At 38.1% G+C, this 17500-nt stretch carries 12 protein-coding genes and 1 pseudogene; 11 read left to right on the top strand and 2 right to left on the bottom strand.

Annotation, left to right across the window (positions count from 1 at the left end; all coding sequences use genetic code 11):
- Nucleotides 1–3: 3 nt before the first annotated feature.
- The 3 genes from accA to KHQ31_RS03220 are packed head-to-tail and all read left to right on the top strand — an operon-like array spanning nt 4 to nt 2069.
- Nucleotides 4–804: a carboxyltransferase subunit alpha gene (gene accA / locus KHQ31_RS03230; protein WP_213409554.1), complete on the top strand. Its 801-nt coding sequence runs from the start codon at nt 4–6 to the stop codon at nt 802–804.
- Nucleotides 804–1529: a biotin--[acetyl-CoA-carboxylase] ligase gene (locus KHQ31_RS03225; RefSeq protein ID WP_213409553.1), complete on the top strand. Its 726-nt coding sequence runs from the start codon at nt 804–806 to the stop codon at nt 1527–1529. The genes accA and KHQ31_RS03225 overlap by 1 nt, the downstream gene beginning before the upstream one ends.
- A complete protein-coding gene (locus tag KHQ31_RS03220) occupies nt 1530–2069 on the top strand; it encodes a biotin transporter BioY (RefSeq protein WP_213409552.1) in 540 nt (179 codons plus the stop codon).
- A 159-nt stretch (nt 2070–2228) separates the two neighbouring features.
- Here the strand turns inward: KHQ31_RS03220 and trhA are convergent, their stop codons facing one another.
- Entirely contained in the window at nt 2229–2882 is a 654-nt protein-coding gene (trhA, locus tag KHQ31_RS03215; protein ID WP_213409551.1) for a PAQR family membrane homeostasis protein TrhA, read from the bottom strand.
- 238 nt (nt 2883–3120) lie between these two features.
- Between trhA and KHQ31_RS03210 the strand changes: the two genes are divergently transcribed.
- Nucleotides 3121–6645, top strand: coding sequence for a bifunctional glycosyltransferase/CDP-glycerol:glycerophosphate glycerophosphotransferase (locus KHQ31_RS03210; protein ID WP_213409550.1), 3525 nt, complete (start codon nt 3121–3123; stop codon nt 6643–6645).
- 422 nt (nt 6646–7067) lie between these two features.
- Here KHQ31_RS03210 and KHQ31_RS03205 read toward each other — a convergent pair whose 3' ends face one another.
- Complete coding sequence (locus KHQ31_RS03205; RefSeq protein WP_213409549.1) at nt 7068–8018, bottom strand: LacI family DNA-binding transcriptional regulator; 951 nt, start codon at nt 8016–8018, stop codon at nt 7068–7070.
- 98 nt (nt 8019–8116) lie between these two features.
- Here KHQ31_RS03205 and KHQ31_RS03200 point away from each other — a divergent pair, with 98 nt between their 5' ends.
- The 7 genes and pseudogenes from KHQ31_RS03200 to KHQ31_RS03170 all read left to right on the top strand — a co-directional run bounded on the left by KHQ31_RS03200 (nt 8117) and on the right by KHQ31_RS03170 (nt 17291).
- Entirely contained in the window at nt 8117–8929 is an 813-nt protein-coding gene (locus tag KHQ31_RS03200) for a DUF916 domain-containing protein (protein ID WP_213409548.1), read from the top strand.
- A 53-nt stretch (nt 8930–8982) separates the two neighbouring features.
- The gene (locus KHQ31_RS03195) at nt 8983–9153 is read left to right on the top strand and encodes a hypothetical protein (RefSeq protein ID WP_265583744.1); all 171 of its coding nucleotides are present in this window, start codon (nt 8983–8985) and stop codon (nt 9151–9153) included.
- Between the two features lie 151 nt (nt 9154–9304).
- Nucleotides 9305–10054 (top strand): WxL domain-containing protein, encoded by a 750-nt coding sequence (locus tag KHQ31_RS03190; protein ID WP_213409546.1) that lies wholly within the window; start codon nt 9305–9307, stop codon nt 10052–10054.
- A gap of 313 nt (nt 10055–10367) precedes the next feature.
- Nucleotides 10368–10580 carry a hypothetical protein gene (locus KHQ31_RS03185; RefSeq protein ID WP_213409545.1) on the top strand — a complete coding sequence of 71 codons (213 nt, stop codon included), beginning with the start codon at nt 10368–10370 and terminating at the stop codon, nt 10578–10580.
- A gap of 566 nt (nt 10581–11146) precedes the next feature.
- A pseudogene (ade, locus tag KHQ31_RS03180) lies at nt 11147–12858 on the top strand (adenine deaminase).
- A gap of 216 nt (nt 12859–13074) precedes the next feature.
- Nucleotides 13075–15138 (top strand): DNA topoisomerase, encoded by a 2064-nt coding sequence (locus KHQ31_RS03175; RefSeq protein WP_213409544.1) that lies wholly within the window; start codon nt 13075–13077, stop codon nt 15136–15138.
- 623 nt (nt 15139–15761) lie between these two features.
- The gene (locus tag KHQ31_RS03170) at nt 15762–17291 is read left to right on the top strand and encodes an Ig-like domain-containing protein (protein ID WP_213409543.1); all 1530 of its coding nucleotides are present in this window, start codon (nt 15762–15764) and stop codon (nt 17289–17291) included.
- Nucleotides 17292–17500: the final 209 nt, after the last annotated feature.

The raw sequence follows: 17500 nt of genomic DNA, 5'->3' as shown, positions 1-17500 counted from the left end.
CGGATGAAGAGCTTAAAAGAAACTCTGATACCAACAAAAAAGCCTCTGACAGCGGCTGAAATAGTTGTGAAGGCACGTGAAGATCGTTTTGATAGCTATGACTTTTTTGAACAAGTGTTTGATGATTTTGTGGAATTACATGGTGATCATCGCGGTCATGAAGATAATAGTATTATTGGTGGATTAGCATTGTTAGGGGATGTTCCAGTCACAGTCATTGCGACCCGTAAAGGTAAGGATTTAGCTGAAAAGCTAAAGACACACAACGGATCGCCACAACCAGCCGGTTACCGTAAAGCTGTGCACCTTATGCAACAAGCGGATAAATTTAACCGACCTGTCATTATGTTCGTAAATACACCTGGAGCATATCCTGGTAAGAGCGCAGAACAAATGGGACAAGGTGGTGCGATTGCAGATGCCATTCGAACTAGTATGGATTTAAAAGTACCAGTCCTTAGTGTGATTTATGGTGAAGGTGGGTCTGGTGGAGCTTTAGCTCTTGCCGTGGCCAATCGGGTCGCCATGTTTGAACATGCGACTTATTCAGTATTAAGTCCAGAAGGCTTTGCCTCAATCCTTTGGCGTGATGCTAGTAGAGCTAATGAAGCTGCTGATGTCATGGGGTTGACAGCTGGCGTATTGCAGCAACAAGGGGTGATTGACCACATTGTACCTGACATGCGACCGCGAAAGATTTTACGTTACTTACGTAGTTGGTTAACTGATGAGGTGGAACAATTACAACGTTTGACTGGTGATGAACTGGTAATTGATCGTCAAGCACGTTTTAGGAAATTCTAATGCAAACATTGTTTTTTGAGACACTAGACTCAACTCAATATGAAGCGAAACGACAACTTGATGCTGGCTTAATCAGTACACCAACTTGTTTATTTGCTAAAACACAAACTAATGGTTATGGACGCTTTAAGCGTCCTTTTTATTCACCAAACAACGGTTTGTATATGACGATTGTTTTACCAGTCCAACAGTTAAAATGCTCAGATACATTATTAACGCATGCCACAGCAATTGCGTTGGTTAGTACCTTAACGGCTCATGGATATCAAGGTGTGGGGATTAAATGGATCAACGACTTGTATATGAAAAATCGCAAAGTCGCAGGTATTTTGATTGAAAAGCAGACATGTGGGGATATGACTTACTTTCTAATTGGTATCGGACTAAATGTGAATGCACAAGTTATCCCATCTGATTTGAAAAATAAGATGGGGATATTGAACGACAAGTATATGCAAGATCCAAAGCAATTAATGCTAGATATCCAAGAGATGTTAATGACGTGTATTGTACTTTCCGATCATGAGATCTTACAACATTATCGACAGAGTTGTATGGTACTAGAACGTCATATACAGGCTGAAGTTGGTCATGACGTAATATCAGGTATTGCTAAAGGTATTGATTCACGAGGTGGTCTAATCATCATGACAGGATCAGGTGAAAAAATTATTCATACAGGTGAGTTAGTACATGTGAATGTGTTGGAAAAGAAGGAAGATTAAATGAATGTAAAAGAATTATCATTAACAGGTATTTTATTAAGTATGGTACTGGTGTTAGCGCCAATGACAGTGCCATTAGGGATTGTTCCCTTTAGTATGCAAACTTTTATTATCCCAATGGCGGTATGTCTATTGTCACGTCGAAATGGTTTGTTGCTTGTGGCGGCATATCTTTTGTTAGGTGGGTTTGGATTACCGGTGTTTGCCAATTGGCATGGCGGATGGGCGGTGTTTGCTGGGCCAACAGGTGGTTATCTAATTGGATTACTAGCCTTTCCATTGATTGTCGGACGATTGGGACAAGCCAAGAATGAATGGCTAACTGTAACGGTGAGTTTATTGCTAGCTGGAACGTTACAATTATTCATTGGTGGCATTTGGTTAGCAAACATTATGCACACATCTTTGATTGCAGGGTTGCAAATGGGCGTTTTCCCATTTGTTTTGATGATGTTTGTCAAGACAGCGGCCGTTATGAGTGTTCTAAAGATTATTGCGCAGCGTAAGATATTAACAAATATTGTCAAAGACGTTATTTAAATTAAATGAACGTACATTTAGTTATTTAGACGACAAAAAGCAGGCAAATCCTTTTAACTCAGTGAGGATTTGCCTGCTTTTTTGTTGTGCTATTTGTCATGTATATGAAGGTTCATATCCTTACGTGAAAATGTGTGAGTCAAGGGTATATGGAAGCGATTAAGTGTACCAGTACACAGATAAAAACATCAAAAATGCTCCTAGTAGGACGAAGAAATGCCAAACAACATGCATGTAGCGAATCTTAGCTAGGCTGTAAAAGAAAGCTCCAATTGTATAGGCCACGCCACCACCAGCTAGCAAAGCAACACCTTCAATACTTAATGCGTCATAGAGCGGCTTGATAGCAATTAAACATAACCAGCCCATAATAATATAGATAAGCGTTGAGATGTTAGAGATTTTGTGCGTGTGTCGTAGTGTTAATGATTTGTAAACAATACCGATTATTGCTAATAACCAGATAACTGTGAATAAACTCCAGCCTAACCATCCCTTAATACTTAGAAGACAAAACGGCGTGTAGCTACCAGCGATGAGTAAATAAATTGAATCGTGATCAAAGACTTGAAAGACCTTTTTAGCACGAGTGAAAATGAAACTGTGAAATAAAGTTGAACATAAGAATAACAAAAACATGGTTGTGCCATAAATAGCATAAGACACAATATAAACGGTTGAATGTAATGCCACACCTTTCAACATAAGTAAGCTCATCCCAACCAAGCTGAGTAGCACGCCTAGTCCGTGTGTGATTGCATTGAAAACTTCATTAGTAATGATATAGCGTGACGTTGGTGTGTTGGTTTGCATAAATTTCTCCTTGTGCTCAATTAATACCAGTTTATCATGTTCTGGCAATTTGTTAAGCACGTTTAGTATTTTGTGGACCGTTTTGACAATATGGGCATTTATTTTCATAAGTGAGGCCTGTGGGACACATAAGTTACACGTTTTGATTACCTGGATATGGTATAATTCAACTATTAGACAGGTTTTTTCAAGAGTAGAAACCTGAGCTACAGTTAACAAAGGGGAATGTGAAGTATTCATGAATGAAACGACTAAACAGTACATTTCGGGTCTAGTAAGTGTGGTTGTACCAGCGTACAATGCAGCTGATTTTCTAGAAGATAATGTGACATCATATTTGGAACAAACATTGTCAAACATCGAAATTATCATTGTAAATGATGGATCAAAAGATAATACACAACAGATTGCGGAAAAGTTAGCGAAAAAAGATACACGTGTTCGTGTTGTGAATAAGATCAATGGTGGGTTATCAAGTGCACGTAACGCTGGAGTTGAAGCAGCAAGTGGTGAGTACTTGTTCTTCATAGATCCAGATGATTACATGGAAGATGATACCTTAGAAACGTTATTTTCATCATTGGAGTTAACCGGGTCAGACGTTGCGATTACAGGATATGATTTAGAATATCCAAAGAAAACCAATTTGCCAGGAGCGTGGATGCAACAATTGTTTTCACAAACCAAGCAGCACTTTACAGTGCAAGAATTTCCTAATGTGCTACAAGCATCTACTGCATGGGGAAAACTAATTCGTGCATCTTTTTATGAACAAGCAGGGCTAACGTTTATTGATGGTATCTTATATGAAGACCAACCATTTACTGCGAAAATGTATGCGAGTGCCAAGAATGGGATTGATTTAATTGGTGCATATAAAGTGCACTGGGTACAACGTGACGAATCTATTTCGCACCAAGTAACGGTCGACGATCTATATGCACGACTGAATGCGGCACAACTAACATTAGAAATTTTGTCAGAAAACGCAGATGAACATGTTAAAACTGCGCGATTAGTTCAAAATTTGAATAATGATTTCCGTTACATTATGCGTCAATTCAATAAGGTTAGCGATGAATACAATGCTTTAATTTTTAAGGCGTTGCCACAATTTTATAATTTGTTAGCTGATAAGTCACAATTAGATGCGATTGTAGATGTTGCCTATCAATTGTTAGCAAAGGGTGATGTTGAGACATTCTCAGCCTTATTAGAAGCAACAAACATTTCAAATTACAAAATGAAATTGATTAGTCAACAAGGACAACCTGTAGTTGATTGGTCTCCTTTGAAATATATTGGAGAGTTTAGCTCGACTGGTCATGTATTGTCAGAGAATTTTCAGCCACGTGCGTTTATTAGCGGATTTGATGCGGGTGAAGATGGTGTAGATCTAGACATTCAAGCCTATGTAACAAAGCTGGATGATCATGAGTTTTCATATGACGTACGTCTGCAATTAGTTGAAATTGAGCCAACTGGTGAACAAGACAATGTCTTATTCGAACTAACACCAAGTGCTCAATTTGCAAAACCAGATACAATTCGTGAGCACAAAGAGTGGTGGGCAGATTATTCGGATAATTTCTATCGTTTTACGGTGCCAAATCAAGTGTGTCAACAACTCGAGACACGTGTAAGACTACAAGTAGTTATTTCGGTAGGTGGTCAGGAATACATTACGGATGTGAATCGTGTACGAAACAATTCAACAGGTCGCTGGCAAAATGTACCACTTTCAAAGACTAACCAAATTTGTCTAAAAAAAGACAAAACATCTAAGAGTGGTTTTTATTACCTGGAATATGTACCAGTGGCAACAGTTGAATTGCAAACAAGTAATGATGCTGAGCTAAGCTTTAAAATCACGTCAGGCGTGCCACTTGCTGCAGCCGAAATGGTGTCGATTGGCCGCCATAAGAAAAAGCTTAAATTACAACTCAACAGTTCAGATGAGGAAAATGTCTATACTGTACACGTTTCACTTAAAAAGTTGCGTCGTCTGTATCATATTTTGAAAGATATTTTGACAAAGCATCGTCCAAAACAAAAAAATTGGCAATTTAATTTGTTAGATACACAAAGCAATCCGGTTTTGAGTTTAATTGACACCCAAAATCCCATCGTTGATCACAACGTGGCAATGACTAATTTGCCCACTGGCAATGCTAAATTAATGGTCGCACCGGTTGTTGAGGTCAAGCATGCACAAGTTACGGATAATACCTTACACATGGATGTACGCGCATTAAATGTTCCCGCGGAGGGACTGGATGTGTGCGTGGATGTTGTCGCGAAAAAGGCTAAGATTAAGCAACGCATCCATTTAAATGGTGAACAAGTAAATCATGTAGAGGTTGCATTGACGCATAGTGTCTTTGGTCAAGAAGTACCATTGCCAATTACGCAATACACGATTTCATTTAAAAATTTAAGAAATCGAGAATTTAATACATTCTACGATGAAGCATTCGTTAAAAGTTTGCCATTTGATGGATATCACGATGCTATTCATAACCATCGTATCGATTTTAATTACAGCAAGCGTAAATTGCGTGTTCAATTCTTTAATGAGATGCCCGACGAAGATAAGGGTGGCTACGGTTGGAGTCGTTTATTGTCAGAATACTTGAATTCATCAAAGCCGGTTGACCCCAAAAAAGTATTGTTCCGTACTTATTATGGTGAATCAGTAACTGATAATGCGGTTGCGTTGACGGAAGAGATTCTAAAACGTCCAGATAAGGATTTAACAATTTATTGGGCAGTCCAAAACCAACATATTGCCGTGCCAGCAGGAACACATCGTGTCATCATCAATTCGGCAGAATGGTTTGATATTCTGGCTACGGCTGGTACTGTAGTTGAAAATGTGCACCAAATTAATTATATGCATAAGAAGCCTGGCCAACGTATTGTACAAGCATTCCACGGGTATCCTTATAAGCAAATGGGGCGTGCATTCTATGAAGATAAAGAATACACTTTAGCGCGAATTAAATCATTCCAAGATCGTGAAGCGCAATGGGACTTTATTTTGTCACCAGCACCATATGCGACGCCATTATATCAAGATAGCTTTAACTTCTATGGTAAGATGCTAGAAGTTGGGCATCCCCGAAATGATATTTTAGTTGATGCTAATCGTGCCACTGAACGTGCGGATATTAATAAACAAGTACGTCAACGTTTGCACATTGGGATGGATAAGAAGATTGTGCTTTATGCACCGACTTACCGTGACTATGCATCTGACACTGAATTTGCTTCACATCGTGTGGATTTTGTTGATTACAACAAATTAGCAAAGCAGTTAGGAGATGAGTACGTACTGTTGATTCGTGGACACATGATGAATCGTCGTGCAGGGGATACTGTTGATGCCAACAATGTGATTGATGTGACGGCATACCCAGAAATTCTTGATTTGATCATTGCCTCAGACATGGCTGTATTAGACTACTCATCATTACGTTTTGATTATGCGCAAACTGGTAAACCAATGATCTTCTTGGTCCCAGACTTAGCATTGTATGAAGAAACACGTGGTGGATTAATGCCATATTTGCCAACTGCACCTGGTTGGATCGTGAATTCGCAACAAGAATTAGCGGATGCGATTAATCATGCGGATGATTATATGACATTATTTGGGGATGCATGGACAACATTCCGTGCAACGTATACACCAATGGATGACGGTAAAGCATCACAACGTATGGTTGATCTTTTGTTTAAGCAAGAGGATGCGACCAAATAAGTAAGCCGTTCAATTTTTAATTTAAAATAAAAAGCCTACCTGAAGGATCATAGGTAGGCTTTTTTGTATGCAAGCGACTCTTACATACTGAAAAATTAGATATGCGTATACAAAAAAACCACCTCGGGGGAAGGTGGTTCAAATAGCTGCATGCAACTATTGTATAACTATGTATATATCCGTCTGGATAACGATCACACATTAGTGGTGAAATTTTAAGAACACTAATTTGGTTTCGTAAACATAATTATGTAGTAGTCATGTTAAATAGTCAAGATAAGATACAATTTTTTAAAATTATTCATAATAAAATCGTATGTTTCGCAAGTGACATGACGGTACATAAACACTTTAATAATAAAAACCCTCATAACTATCAAATCATATCTAGTTATGGGGGATTGATGACTGTAGTAATTATACTAAGCTAATTCAGGATTAAGCTTAGAGGGCAAAGTGACATTAGATGTTAGGAGCTCTTTGCTAATTGGTTGACCAATTAAATTGTAAACTAATTGTCCATATTTATATTCATGACAACTCAAGGTAATGAATTGCGCAAATTGAGCTAAAGGACTGACACCTAAAACAATAATATCTGGAACATCTAAATTGGCAAATTGGAATGTTTGCTTAAAACCAGCAGCCGTAGTTACATCATCAAACCACATGACATCTGGGAGAGTAGCCATTTCATTGTTCTCGATGATGTATTCGGCGAAATCGATTCCTCCAGCCATCCCTGGTTCGATTTGATAAACGAATTGGTTGTCAGCTTGTAACTCATTATAAGTTGCATGCATCGTCGTTTGAATTTCATCAGCCATAATCGCATCGCGAGATAAAACAATCCCGAAGTCTTCTTGACGATACTTAATAAAGTTCGTAATGCTCGTTTGCAACGATGTGAAATCTAAGGCTAGGGTCGAAATTTTATCAGAGTCATTCATTTGACACGTTACAATATTATTTTTTTCAGTTTGATACTCTTCAATTTCTGAATAAGGGAGAGAACAACGCAAGATAATTAGGGCATCGAAATAATGTTCTTTTAATAAGTTTAAAATATGGCGCTCTTTTTCGGGATTGAGATGTGTCTCAAAGAAGACAGCCGCATAATCAGCTTCACAGGCGGCCGCTAAAATACCGCGTGTAATACATTCATAGCCAGGATATGGGCACATAATGGCGACAGTTTTTGAATTACCATTACTTAAATTACGCGCTAATTGGTTAGGTACATAATTGTTTTCGCGAATCACATCTTCGACCTTTTTACGAGTCGCTTCACTGACATATCCTTTGTTGTTGATGACACGTGACACAGTCCCTTTGCTTACATTTGCAAGGGCGGCAATTTCGTTAATTGACATATTGATAAATTCCTTTCGAAAAACGCTTGCTATAGAACGGGTTCTACAAATCACAATCACTTTATAGTGATATTCGGATTGTAAGGAGAGAGTTTCAGATGAAAGCTAAAACAAAAATATTAGTACTAGCTGGCTTATTATTAGCAACGTTGCAGACAACTACTGTAGTAGGTCAGGCAACGAGTGTTATTGGCGTGACACCCTTGCCATCTAAAAGCCAAAAAGGAATATTCCATGGTTATTTTAATTTACAAATGCAACCAACACAAGTTGAAGATTTAACATTTCGCGTCGTAAATGAAAGTAATCATGAGGTTACTGTTGATGTATACACTGATACGGCAAAAACCAATAAACAAATGCAAGTTGATTATGGCAATAGTACCTTAAGATCGACTGATAATTTGCCCGTAAAAATGGACGATAAAACGATTAGGGGGCCAAGGGTTATTGTTTTGCCACCAAAATCAAAGAAAGACATTAAATATCAATTGCAGATGCCAAAGAAATCGTTTGAGGGTATTGTGTCTGGTGGATTTACGTTTGCAGAACGTACAGACGGAAAAGACAAGCAAGAGAAGGATGCAAATAGTCCAACTGTGTTGAACAAATATTCATATGTTGTTGGTTTTGTGGTGAGTGAGAAAGATAAACCAAGTAAACCTCAATTGACCTTAGACAAGGTTGCATTGGCACAGTGGAACAAACGGAACGCCCTGAAAACGACTTTATCAGCCAGAGGCGGTGATTTTATTAAAGGCATAGATGCGCAAGTGGTTGTAATTAATAAAGAAACGAAGAAGACTGTTTTAGATGTCGAAGAAAAGGACCATAATATTGCCCCATACAGTTTGTTTGATTGGGTTGTGCCTTTAGGGGATCAAAAAAATGGGACCCGGGCACATATCTAGTTAAGTTGGATATTAAAAATAAAGATCGTAAATGGCACTTTGAAAAAGAGCTCGTGATTTCAGATGATGATGCAACACATTTTAATGATCAAGATGTAACGATTCACAAAGATAATTTATGGTACTGGTTGATTGGGTTATTCATGATTGCGGTGGTAATTGGTCTAGGTTACGCCTATCCTAAAATGCGAGCAAAACAAAAAGAGCATCAATTAGATGATTAAAGCCAGGATCTATAGCGACTTATTCATTTAAACAAGATAAAGGTACAAACGATATCTTGCAAAGGAGGTGATGCTCGATTAATCATCAGTAAACAATTGGGAGATGTTTTAGAACACAGTCGTATGTATAACAAAGAAAGAGGGAAAATTTATGAAGACGACTTCAATGGGACTATTAACTACATTAGCACTTACATTTGCTGGTACTTTACTGGCAACACCTTCTGCACAAGCAGCAAATTACGATGCACAGGGTCAAGATGCGGCAACAACTGCGAAGGTGCTCTTTAAACCTGCGGACACTAATCCAGAAAAGCCGCAAGTACCAGGGACAGATCCAGAGAATCCAGAAACACCGGGTGACAATCAAGGTACAGAAAGCGAAGCCTTGCTGAAAATTACATATCTATCAGATATGGATTTCGGTGAACAAAAAGTTGATAAGATGGGTAAGAACATCAATGCTAAGTTGATCGACACCTCTGCTGGAAATAAAATTGCACCATATATGCAAATTTCTGACATGCGTGGAACTGCGGCTGGATGGCATTTGAAGGTAAGCCAAGACGGAGAATTCAAGACTAAGGATGATGCGCAGACGCCTTTGCCTGGATCATACATTTCATTCGGAAAGGCGAAAGTGATGGGCTTTGATGGTCAAGAATTAACGAATGGTGTGACATCGTATGAGCAAAAGCTAAATGCGGGTAATGGTGACAGTACTATTATGAACGCTGAAGTTGGGGCTGGACAAGGAACGACCTTTGGTCAATTTGGAACACCAGATACAGAGACCAATACGACTGATGGTGTAACAATGAATGCACAAACTGGCGTTACGCCATTGGCTAAAGAATATGAAGTTACATTGAATTGGAAGCTAGAAGCAGCCCCAATTTAAGCAATGACAACATACTGACACATAGAAGACACCTAGAAATTTAGGGAACAAGACCAGCCTTTATTAACCTTAATAAGGGGATTGGTGCACATAACACAATTATTTACTTTTCACCCCATACTATTATGCGCGAGTTCGATTTGAATGAGCACAATGAACAGACATTTAATGAATGCCCATAAAGATTTTTCTTTAAGGGTGTTTTTGTGTATCAGGATACATGATTTTAGATAAATATTTTACGTGCAGTGAAATCGATTTATTGCATTAAGAGTGTGAAAAATAAAATGTAAAAGAGTATCGAGGGACGAATATGTTAGTTGGAAACGAAAATATAAAACAGATTGGCGATGATGTTAGTGCAATAGAACTACGTAGTATCAATGAGTCGTTAATGACGAAACGACATCAAGTTGAACGTGAAAAACATGAAGCGTTAAAGGTGGAAATTGTTAGTCATTTAATTACGGAAACAGTGGTAAAAAAACAAATTGTTCAAAATATGCTCGATGATATGTTGCTTTAACGGTAACACAAGTGCAAAGTTTATCAGATGTATATACGCAATTGAATGAATCAGATCGATTAAAACTTACTAAAGTCATCAAAGTGAATTTACGAACGAAGAAAGAGAAAAAAGTTTGGGAGGCGTTAAGTGATACAGATAAGTTGTTTGTGAGTTTGTTTATGTCAGATGATCAGCGAAAACGGTATGAAGCATCGTTAGATAGGCTGAAAAGTTAAATGTTGCGTTAGTGGTGTAAGGTCACTTGTTTGACATGGCTAAATGAAATACCTATATGTAACATGTTTGATTGCTTGCATATTGACAATGTGACAACGATAATTGTTATTCGTTCTTCATTGATCATAGTATATAAAAGTGATTTATGTAGAGATTGTTTTTCGCATGTTTTACGAAAAATGGTATTTTTAATGTATGTTAAATTGTTTTTCGGATGGGCTGGTTAGTTGGTTAAACGTTTTTCTAATAATGAGAAAAATCTTAATAGGTGAATCTGAGTAATCGCTGTATACTAAGTAACAATTCTACTGGTAATGAGTTTTTGGGGAACGAAAGGACAAATTAGAATGTTACATATCATTAATGCGAAAATTTTAGATGTCTTTACACAACAATTTGAAAATACAGAGTTGTGGATTGAGGGAGAAAAGATTATCATGCGTGGTGCAAGTGACACGTTGCGAGCTGATACGGTTTATGATGCTAAGGGGGCATATATTGCACCAGGCTTAATTGATGCGCATTTGCACATCGAAAGTAGTTTATTACGACCAGCTGAACTAGGGCGTTTGTTAGCGATGCATGGTGTAACATCTGGTGTCGCTGATCCACACGAATTGGCCAGTGTTAATGGACAAACGGGTATTCAATTTATGCTGGACGATGCTGAAAATAGTCTAACTAATTTTCATTTTATGTTACCTTCTTCTGTACCAGCAGTGCCTTTTGAGCATGCTGGGGCTACGCTGAAAGCAGCTGATTTAAAGCCATTTTACATGCATGAACGTGTGAATGGCTTAGCGGAGGTAATGGATTTTCCAGCCGTGGCTAATCAAGATATCGATATGGTGACTAAGATTACAGATGCTTTGGCGTACAATAAACAAGTTGATGGTCATGGGGCGGGGTTAAACCGAGAACAGCTCTCAATTTATCGACAAGTAGGGATTAGCTCAGATCATGAAACAACCAGTGTGGCAGAAGCTCATGATCGTTTAGCGGCGGGGATGAATATTTTGATTCGTCAAGGAACAGTTGAACAAGATGAAAAGGCTGTGCTTGCAGCGGTTACGTCAAATAATTTTAGTCGTTTTAGCTTTGCAACAGATGATAAAACAGTTGTGGATCTTTTGAATAAAGGTTCAATTGATGATAGTGTCCGAATTGCATTGGAAGAGGGCTTGCCAATAGAAATGGTCTTAACAATGGCTAGTTACAATGCAGCTCAAGCTGAAAAGTTGCGGGATGTCGGTGCATTAAATGACGGATATGTGGCTGACTTAATTGTCTTCCAAGATAAAGCGAACTTTGTGATTACAGATACAATGGTCAATGGTTGCTGGGTGAGTGAACAGAATCAGAGGAGTGCATCAACTATTCAAACCCCCGTGACACCACTAAACTTTACCTTGACTAAAGAACAGTTGTCCGTACCAATTACGAGTAATCAAACAAATGTGATTGGGATTGTACCCAATCATATTGCAACGGAGCATCTAGTAACACAGGTACCGACCAATATGGAAAGTGAATTCATACCTAATTCACAATTTCAAAAATTGGTCGTGGCAGAACGTTATCATGACTTGGGGGCTGCTACGGGAATTATCAGTGGATTTAACTTAACCAGAGGTGCAATTGGTGCAACAGTGGCCCACGACTCACATAATGTGATTATTGCTGGTGTAGACGACGAAGCGATGCTCAAAGCTGCAGATGTATTGCGCGAAATGAATGGTGGTTTGGTCGTGGTTATTGATCCTGATACGATTGTTGCTCTACCATTGAGTATTGGTGGCGTCATGTCAGACGCGCCATTTGAGATTGTTGCGGAACAATATGGTGCGTTACAAGCGGCCTTTACACAAATCAGCGATGTTCCCTTTGACCCATTTATAACGCTGTCCTTTATGGCGTTACCTGTGATCCCAGCGATGTTCCCTTTGACCCATTTATAACGCTGTCCTTTATGGCGTTACCTGTGATCCCAGATCTAAAGTTAACAGACCAAGGGTTATTTGATTTTGATGTGTTTGATTTTATTGACTTGAATGGTTAACAATGACGCTATAAGCCATAATGTTAATGGCTAAGCGAAAATATATATGCCAGCAAGACCATGTGAAAACATGGTCTTTTTATATGACTGTTTGAACATATGACCATGATTTCCAACTAGAGGAATAACCAAATTCAGTGTTTTTCATAGTACAATGGATAAATAATACAGTAACGTCAGAAACTGTAAGAGACTATGTATGGGAGGCAATTGGCAATGAAATATTTGATTATCACCGAAAAACCAAGCGCCCGAAAAAACTTTGAAAAGGCCTTGGGAGGTAAGCAAGGTCATTATTTGGATTTCGATTATGAATTAACGAGTTTGCGCGGACATGTGATGCAACTACATGGACCAGAGAAGCAAGTACCAAAGGCCTTAGAGGAACAACTAGCTAGTTGGCGATTAGAATACTTGCCTTGGGACTTATCACAATTTGCTTGGAAGAACACGTACATTAAATCCAAGAATCTCCGTACGGGTAAGATTGAATCAACTAAAAAGTTATTAGATGAGTTAAAACTACAAGCGAAGCAAGTAGACGCTTTAGTGATTGCGACGGATAATGATCCATCCGGTGAAGGTGAATTGTTGGCATGGGAAGCGATTCAAGCAATTGGTTGGCGTGGTCAAGTCTTACGTGCTGATTTTATGGATGAATCGGCCAAGAGTATCCAAAAAGCGTTTCATGCGTTACGTGATGTCAGTGACCCAACACAGGATGGTGACCTATTGATGGGGATGGCACGTAGTCGTTGGGATTTTGCGTCAATGCAACTTACCCGTATTGCGACAAAGGGAGCCGAGCAACAAGGTTATAAATTGCTCTCTCGTCAAGGCCGTTTAAAGTCGGCAATGATCTACAAGGTCTATGAACAAGAAGAAGCGATTAAAAACTATCAACGGGTTCCTTTCTATGAAGCTCGCTATAAGGATAATAAGGGAAATGTGTATACCCGCTCAACGAAAGGATTAGACGTAATTCCTTTTCGTTTTCCAAATAAACGAGCTGCTGAAACAGACATGACCAGTGGTCCTTATCCACTAGTCGGGACACCACAGATTGTTGCGGACCAAGAAAAACGCCAAGCACCACCAAAATTACTGGACCTGTCATCACTGTCCGCAGTATTAGCCAAAGAAGGTTTCAAGGCAAAAGATGTCTTAGCAACCTATCAGAAAATGTATGAAGCACAAATTGTTTCATACCCACGTACAGAAGATCGTACCATTACCACTGAACAATTTATGGACCTCTTACCAATGGTTGATCAAATTGCAGGGGTTGTGGGTGTGCCAACGACGCTATTAACACACCGCACCGCCAGAAAGACCCATATTAAGGATGAAGGAGCACATGGGGCTAATCGTCCTGGTGAAAAGGTGCCAACGTCATTAGATGCGTTACAGAAGTTCGGAGCATCTGCCGCACGTATATATCAAGTGTTAGCTAAGAATTTCTTAGCGATGTTCGCTGAAGATTATGTTTACCGTCAAATTAAAGCAAATATTCAAGAAGCACCGATGTTCACATCTGTATTAAATATGCCTGTTCATATGAATTGGAAATTGGTCTACCAAGATGGAGATGCTGAGAAAGAAGATCAAACCAGTGATGGGATTGGGAATACTGCCAATATGTTTGTTCATGAAGGACAAAATCCAAAACCACAACAGCCCACTTGGCAATGGTTAAAGACCTTTCTTGAAAAGTATGATATTGGAACAGGAGCCACTCGAACATCTACATTTTCAGATCTTTCAAGTGGTAAAAATGCCTATTTTATAGATACGAAGGGTAAAATAAAACTTACGAATGAAGGGGCTATCTCTGCATATCTTGTAAAAGGCACGTTTATTGCTAATCCATCTATTACGAAACGTATTTTTGATATCTTTAAAGAGGTTGGTCGTCAAGAAACAAGTATGGCTTATGCACAAAACTCAATTGAATTAACCATCAAAAACGATATGCCTGTGATTCTAAAAAATGCGGAATCACTCGCTGATCACTTTGCAAAACCTACTAAACGTACCAAAAAACACGTACCAAAAGAGAAAATAACGGGGATGTACACACCTACTGGTAAAGAAGTTTCTTTTAACGCTAAATGGGGAAAACATACGTTTACTGCAAATGAAATCAATGACTTGCTATCAGGGAAGGAAATTGATATTCAAGGTAAAGGTACTAAACGAGAATACACATATCGTGGCAAATTGACTGATTACACCTATAAAGGAAAAAAGACTTTTGGGTTTAATGGCGACTTTGTTTAATGTAAACAGGACTGTCTTCAATTTTTTGATAAGTAACATGAAAGGGACTATGCAAGCGCATGGTCCCTTTTTTTCTGTATGTGGGTGGGGATGTCCGAATGGTATATATGGATGTTGACTCGATATTGCGCTCATACTGAGGAATCAATGTTTGTTTTTTGATATATATCGTATTTCTAGTTTTTTTACAACTTTTTATATTTTAAAAAATTAAAAACGAAACCAAAGAGATAAGCGGGTTTCGTTTTTGTGGAAATGATTTACATTGTATGTCTTTTCCTGTTTTCTTTTTATAAGATGAATTGTTCGGGTTTTTGTTTTTTCAAATAGAAAGGATATTTAAAGATGTTATTTATGTATTTTATAAAAAATAAAATGATTAAAATTGGGTTTTTTGATAATTTTTATAGATAAAAAATATGTTTTCTTGGAAAAAACAATAAAAAAACATGAGTAATTAAATATGCAAAAGTATATATTAATAATTTGTTTTGTTTTCTCTGTAAGTTTCGTTTAAGGTTTGTTTTTTAATATATTTTGAAAACACGTGTATGTCATATCTAGGATGCCGAGTGATGTGTATGTTTTTCTATTTAATTAAATAATCATGGAGGATTTAGGCAATGAGTCATTTTAAGAAAACATTGTTTATAATTGTTTTATTGTTATTTGGGATTTTTGGTATTAATGTTACTGCATCTGCAGCCACTGATTACGGTTCACAATTTTTGACGAACGTAACATTAATAAATAGCGCAAATCAGAATGTATTAGATAGTGGAATCGAAGTGAAAGATTTAGAAGATTTCCGTCTATCGTATGATTTTGCATACCCCGATACAGTGAAACCTGGGGATTCTATGTCAGTAGAATTGCCAAAAGTATTGAAGGTGTCTCAACTTAGTGACTTTGACATTAAGAATGCTGATGGCGTGGTTGTGGCTAAAGCATCATTTGAAGAAGGCACTGGTAAGTTGAAGCTGACTTTTACAGATCGTGCAACAGAAAAGCAGAATAATCGCGGTTCATTTTTCGTATCAACGAAATGGGACCAAAATGAATCTGGCGTGACTGATGGTCCTGTAGAAGTACAATTACCTGTTAGAGGAACTGTTGAAAAACACAACGTTCTTCAAAAAGGTGTAAAATATGAAGCCAGTGAGTTTAGTAAATTCGGAGAGATGGATCCTAAAGATCAAACAATCATCAATTACGAACTACAACTTAACTACAATGGTTTCAACGCTTTGATGGAAAACATTGAAGGCGGAGACGAACTTGGAGCCGGATTAGATTATATTAAGGATTCATTTGAGTTTGTTATTCGTAAAAATGGACAAAGTACAGCAGTAGATCCATCACGTTATTCAGTAACATTTACTGACAATGATCGTGGATTTGGATTTACTATGGATAAAGTAATGCCTGATGAAGAGTTGCTAGTGCGTTATAAGACCCGTGTTACTGATAGTGGTAAAGCGGCAGAATATGACAACATGGCTTGGATTCGATATGATGCGAACAAGGTTGGATTAACAGTTCGAAAGAAAACACGAAACACTGCTGGTGGTGGAAGCAGTGTTGGTGATAAGGTAGAACCGCCGGTAACAGAACCAGAAAACAAGGATGAAGTAACACCTGATGAAAATACTGTAACAGAAGAAAACAAGGATGAAGTAACACCTGATGAAAATTCTGTGACAGAACCAGAAAACAAGGATGAAGTTACACCTGATGAAAATTCTGTAACAGAACCAGAAAACAAGGATGAAGTAACACCTGATGAAAACTCTGTAACAGAACCAGAAAACAAGGATGAAACAACACCTGATGAAAATTCTGTGACAGAACCAGAAAATAAGGATGAAGTAACACCCGATGAAAGTTCTGTAACAGAACCAGAAAACAAGGATTCAGCAATGTCTAATGAAATCGTTGAATCTACGGAAAACAACACAGCGCAAGATGGACAATCATCAAACGTTATGGCTAATGATGTAAACGGAAATCAAGGGAATAACGTAAACAAGCAACACAAAATAAACACGGACGCATTACCAGAAACTGGCTATACAACGACAGATGTGTGGACAGTTATTGGAAGTGTTATGTTAAGTTTTGCGCTAGGACTTGTATATTACCGTAAGCGATAATAAGCTGAATTTATAGCTCGTAAATAAATAATTAGAAAAGCACTAAGTAACCCAAAGATGAGTTACTTAGTGCTTTTTAAATTAAATAGGTAAGAAAACATCAGCGTTTGTAGATGGATAAATACCTTGATTTAAATTCAAAAACATCTCTGAGTACGTTTATATAACGTCTAAGAATGGCTTTTATTTAAAATATCCATATCGCTGAT

The organism is Weissella ceti (assembly GCF_018394055.1).
In the GTDB taxonomy this organism is placed as follows: domain Bacteria; phylum Bacillota; class Bacilli; order Lactobacillales; family Lactobacillaceae; genus Weissella; species Weissella ceti.
The sequence above is the reverse complement of the archived record's forward strand: the minus strand, read 5'-3'. Positions and strand labels throughout refer to the sequence as shown.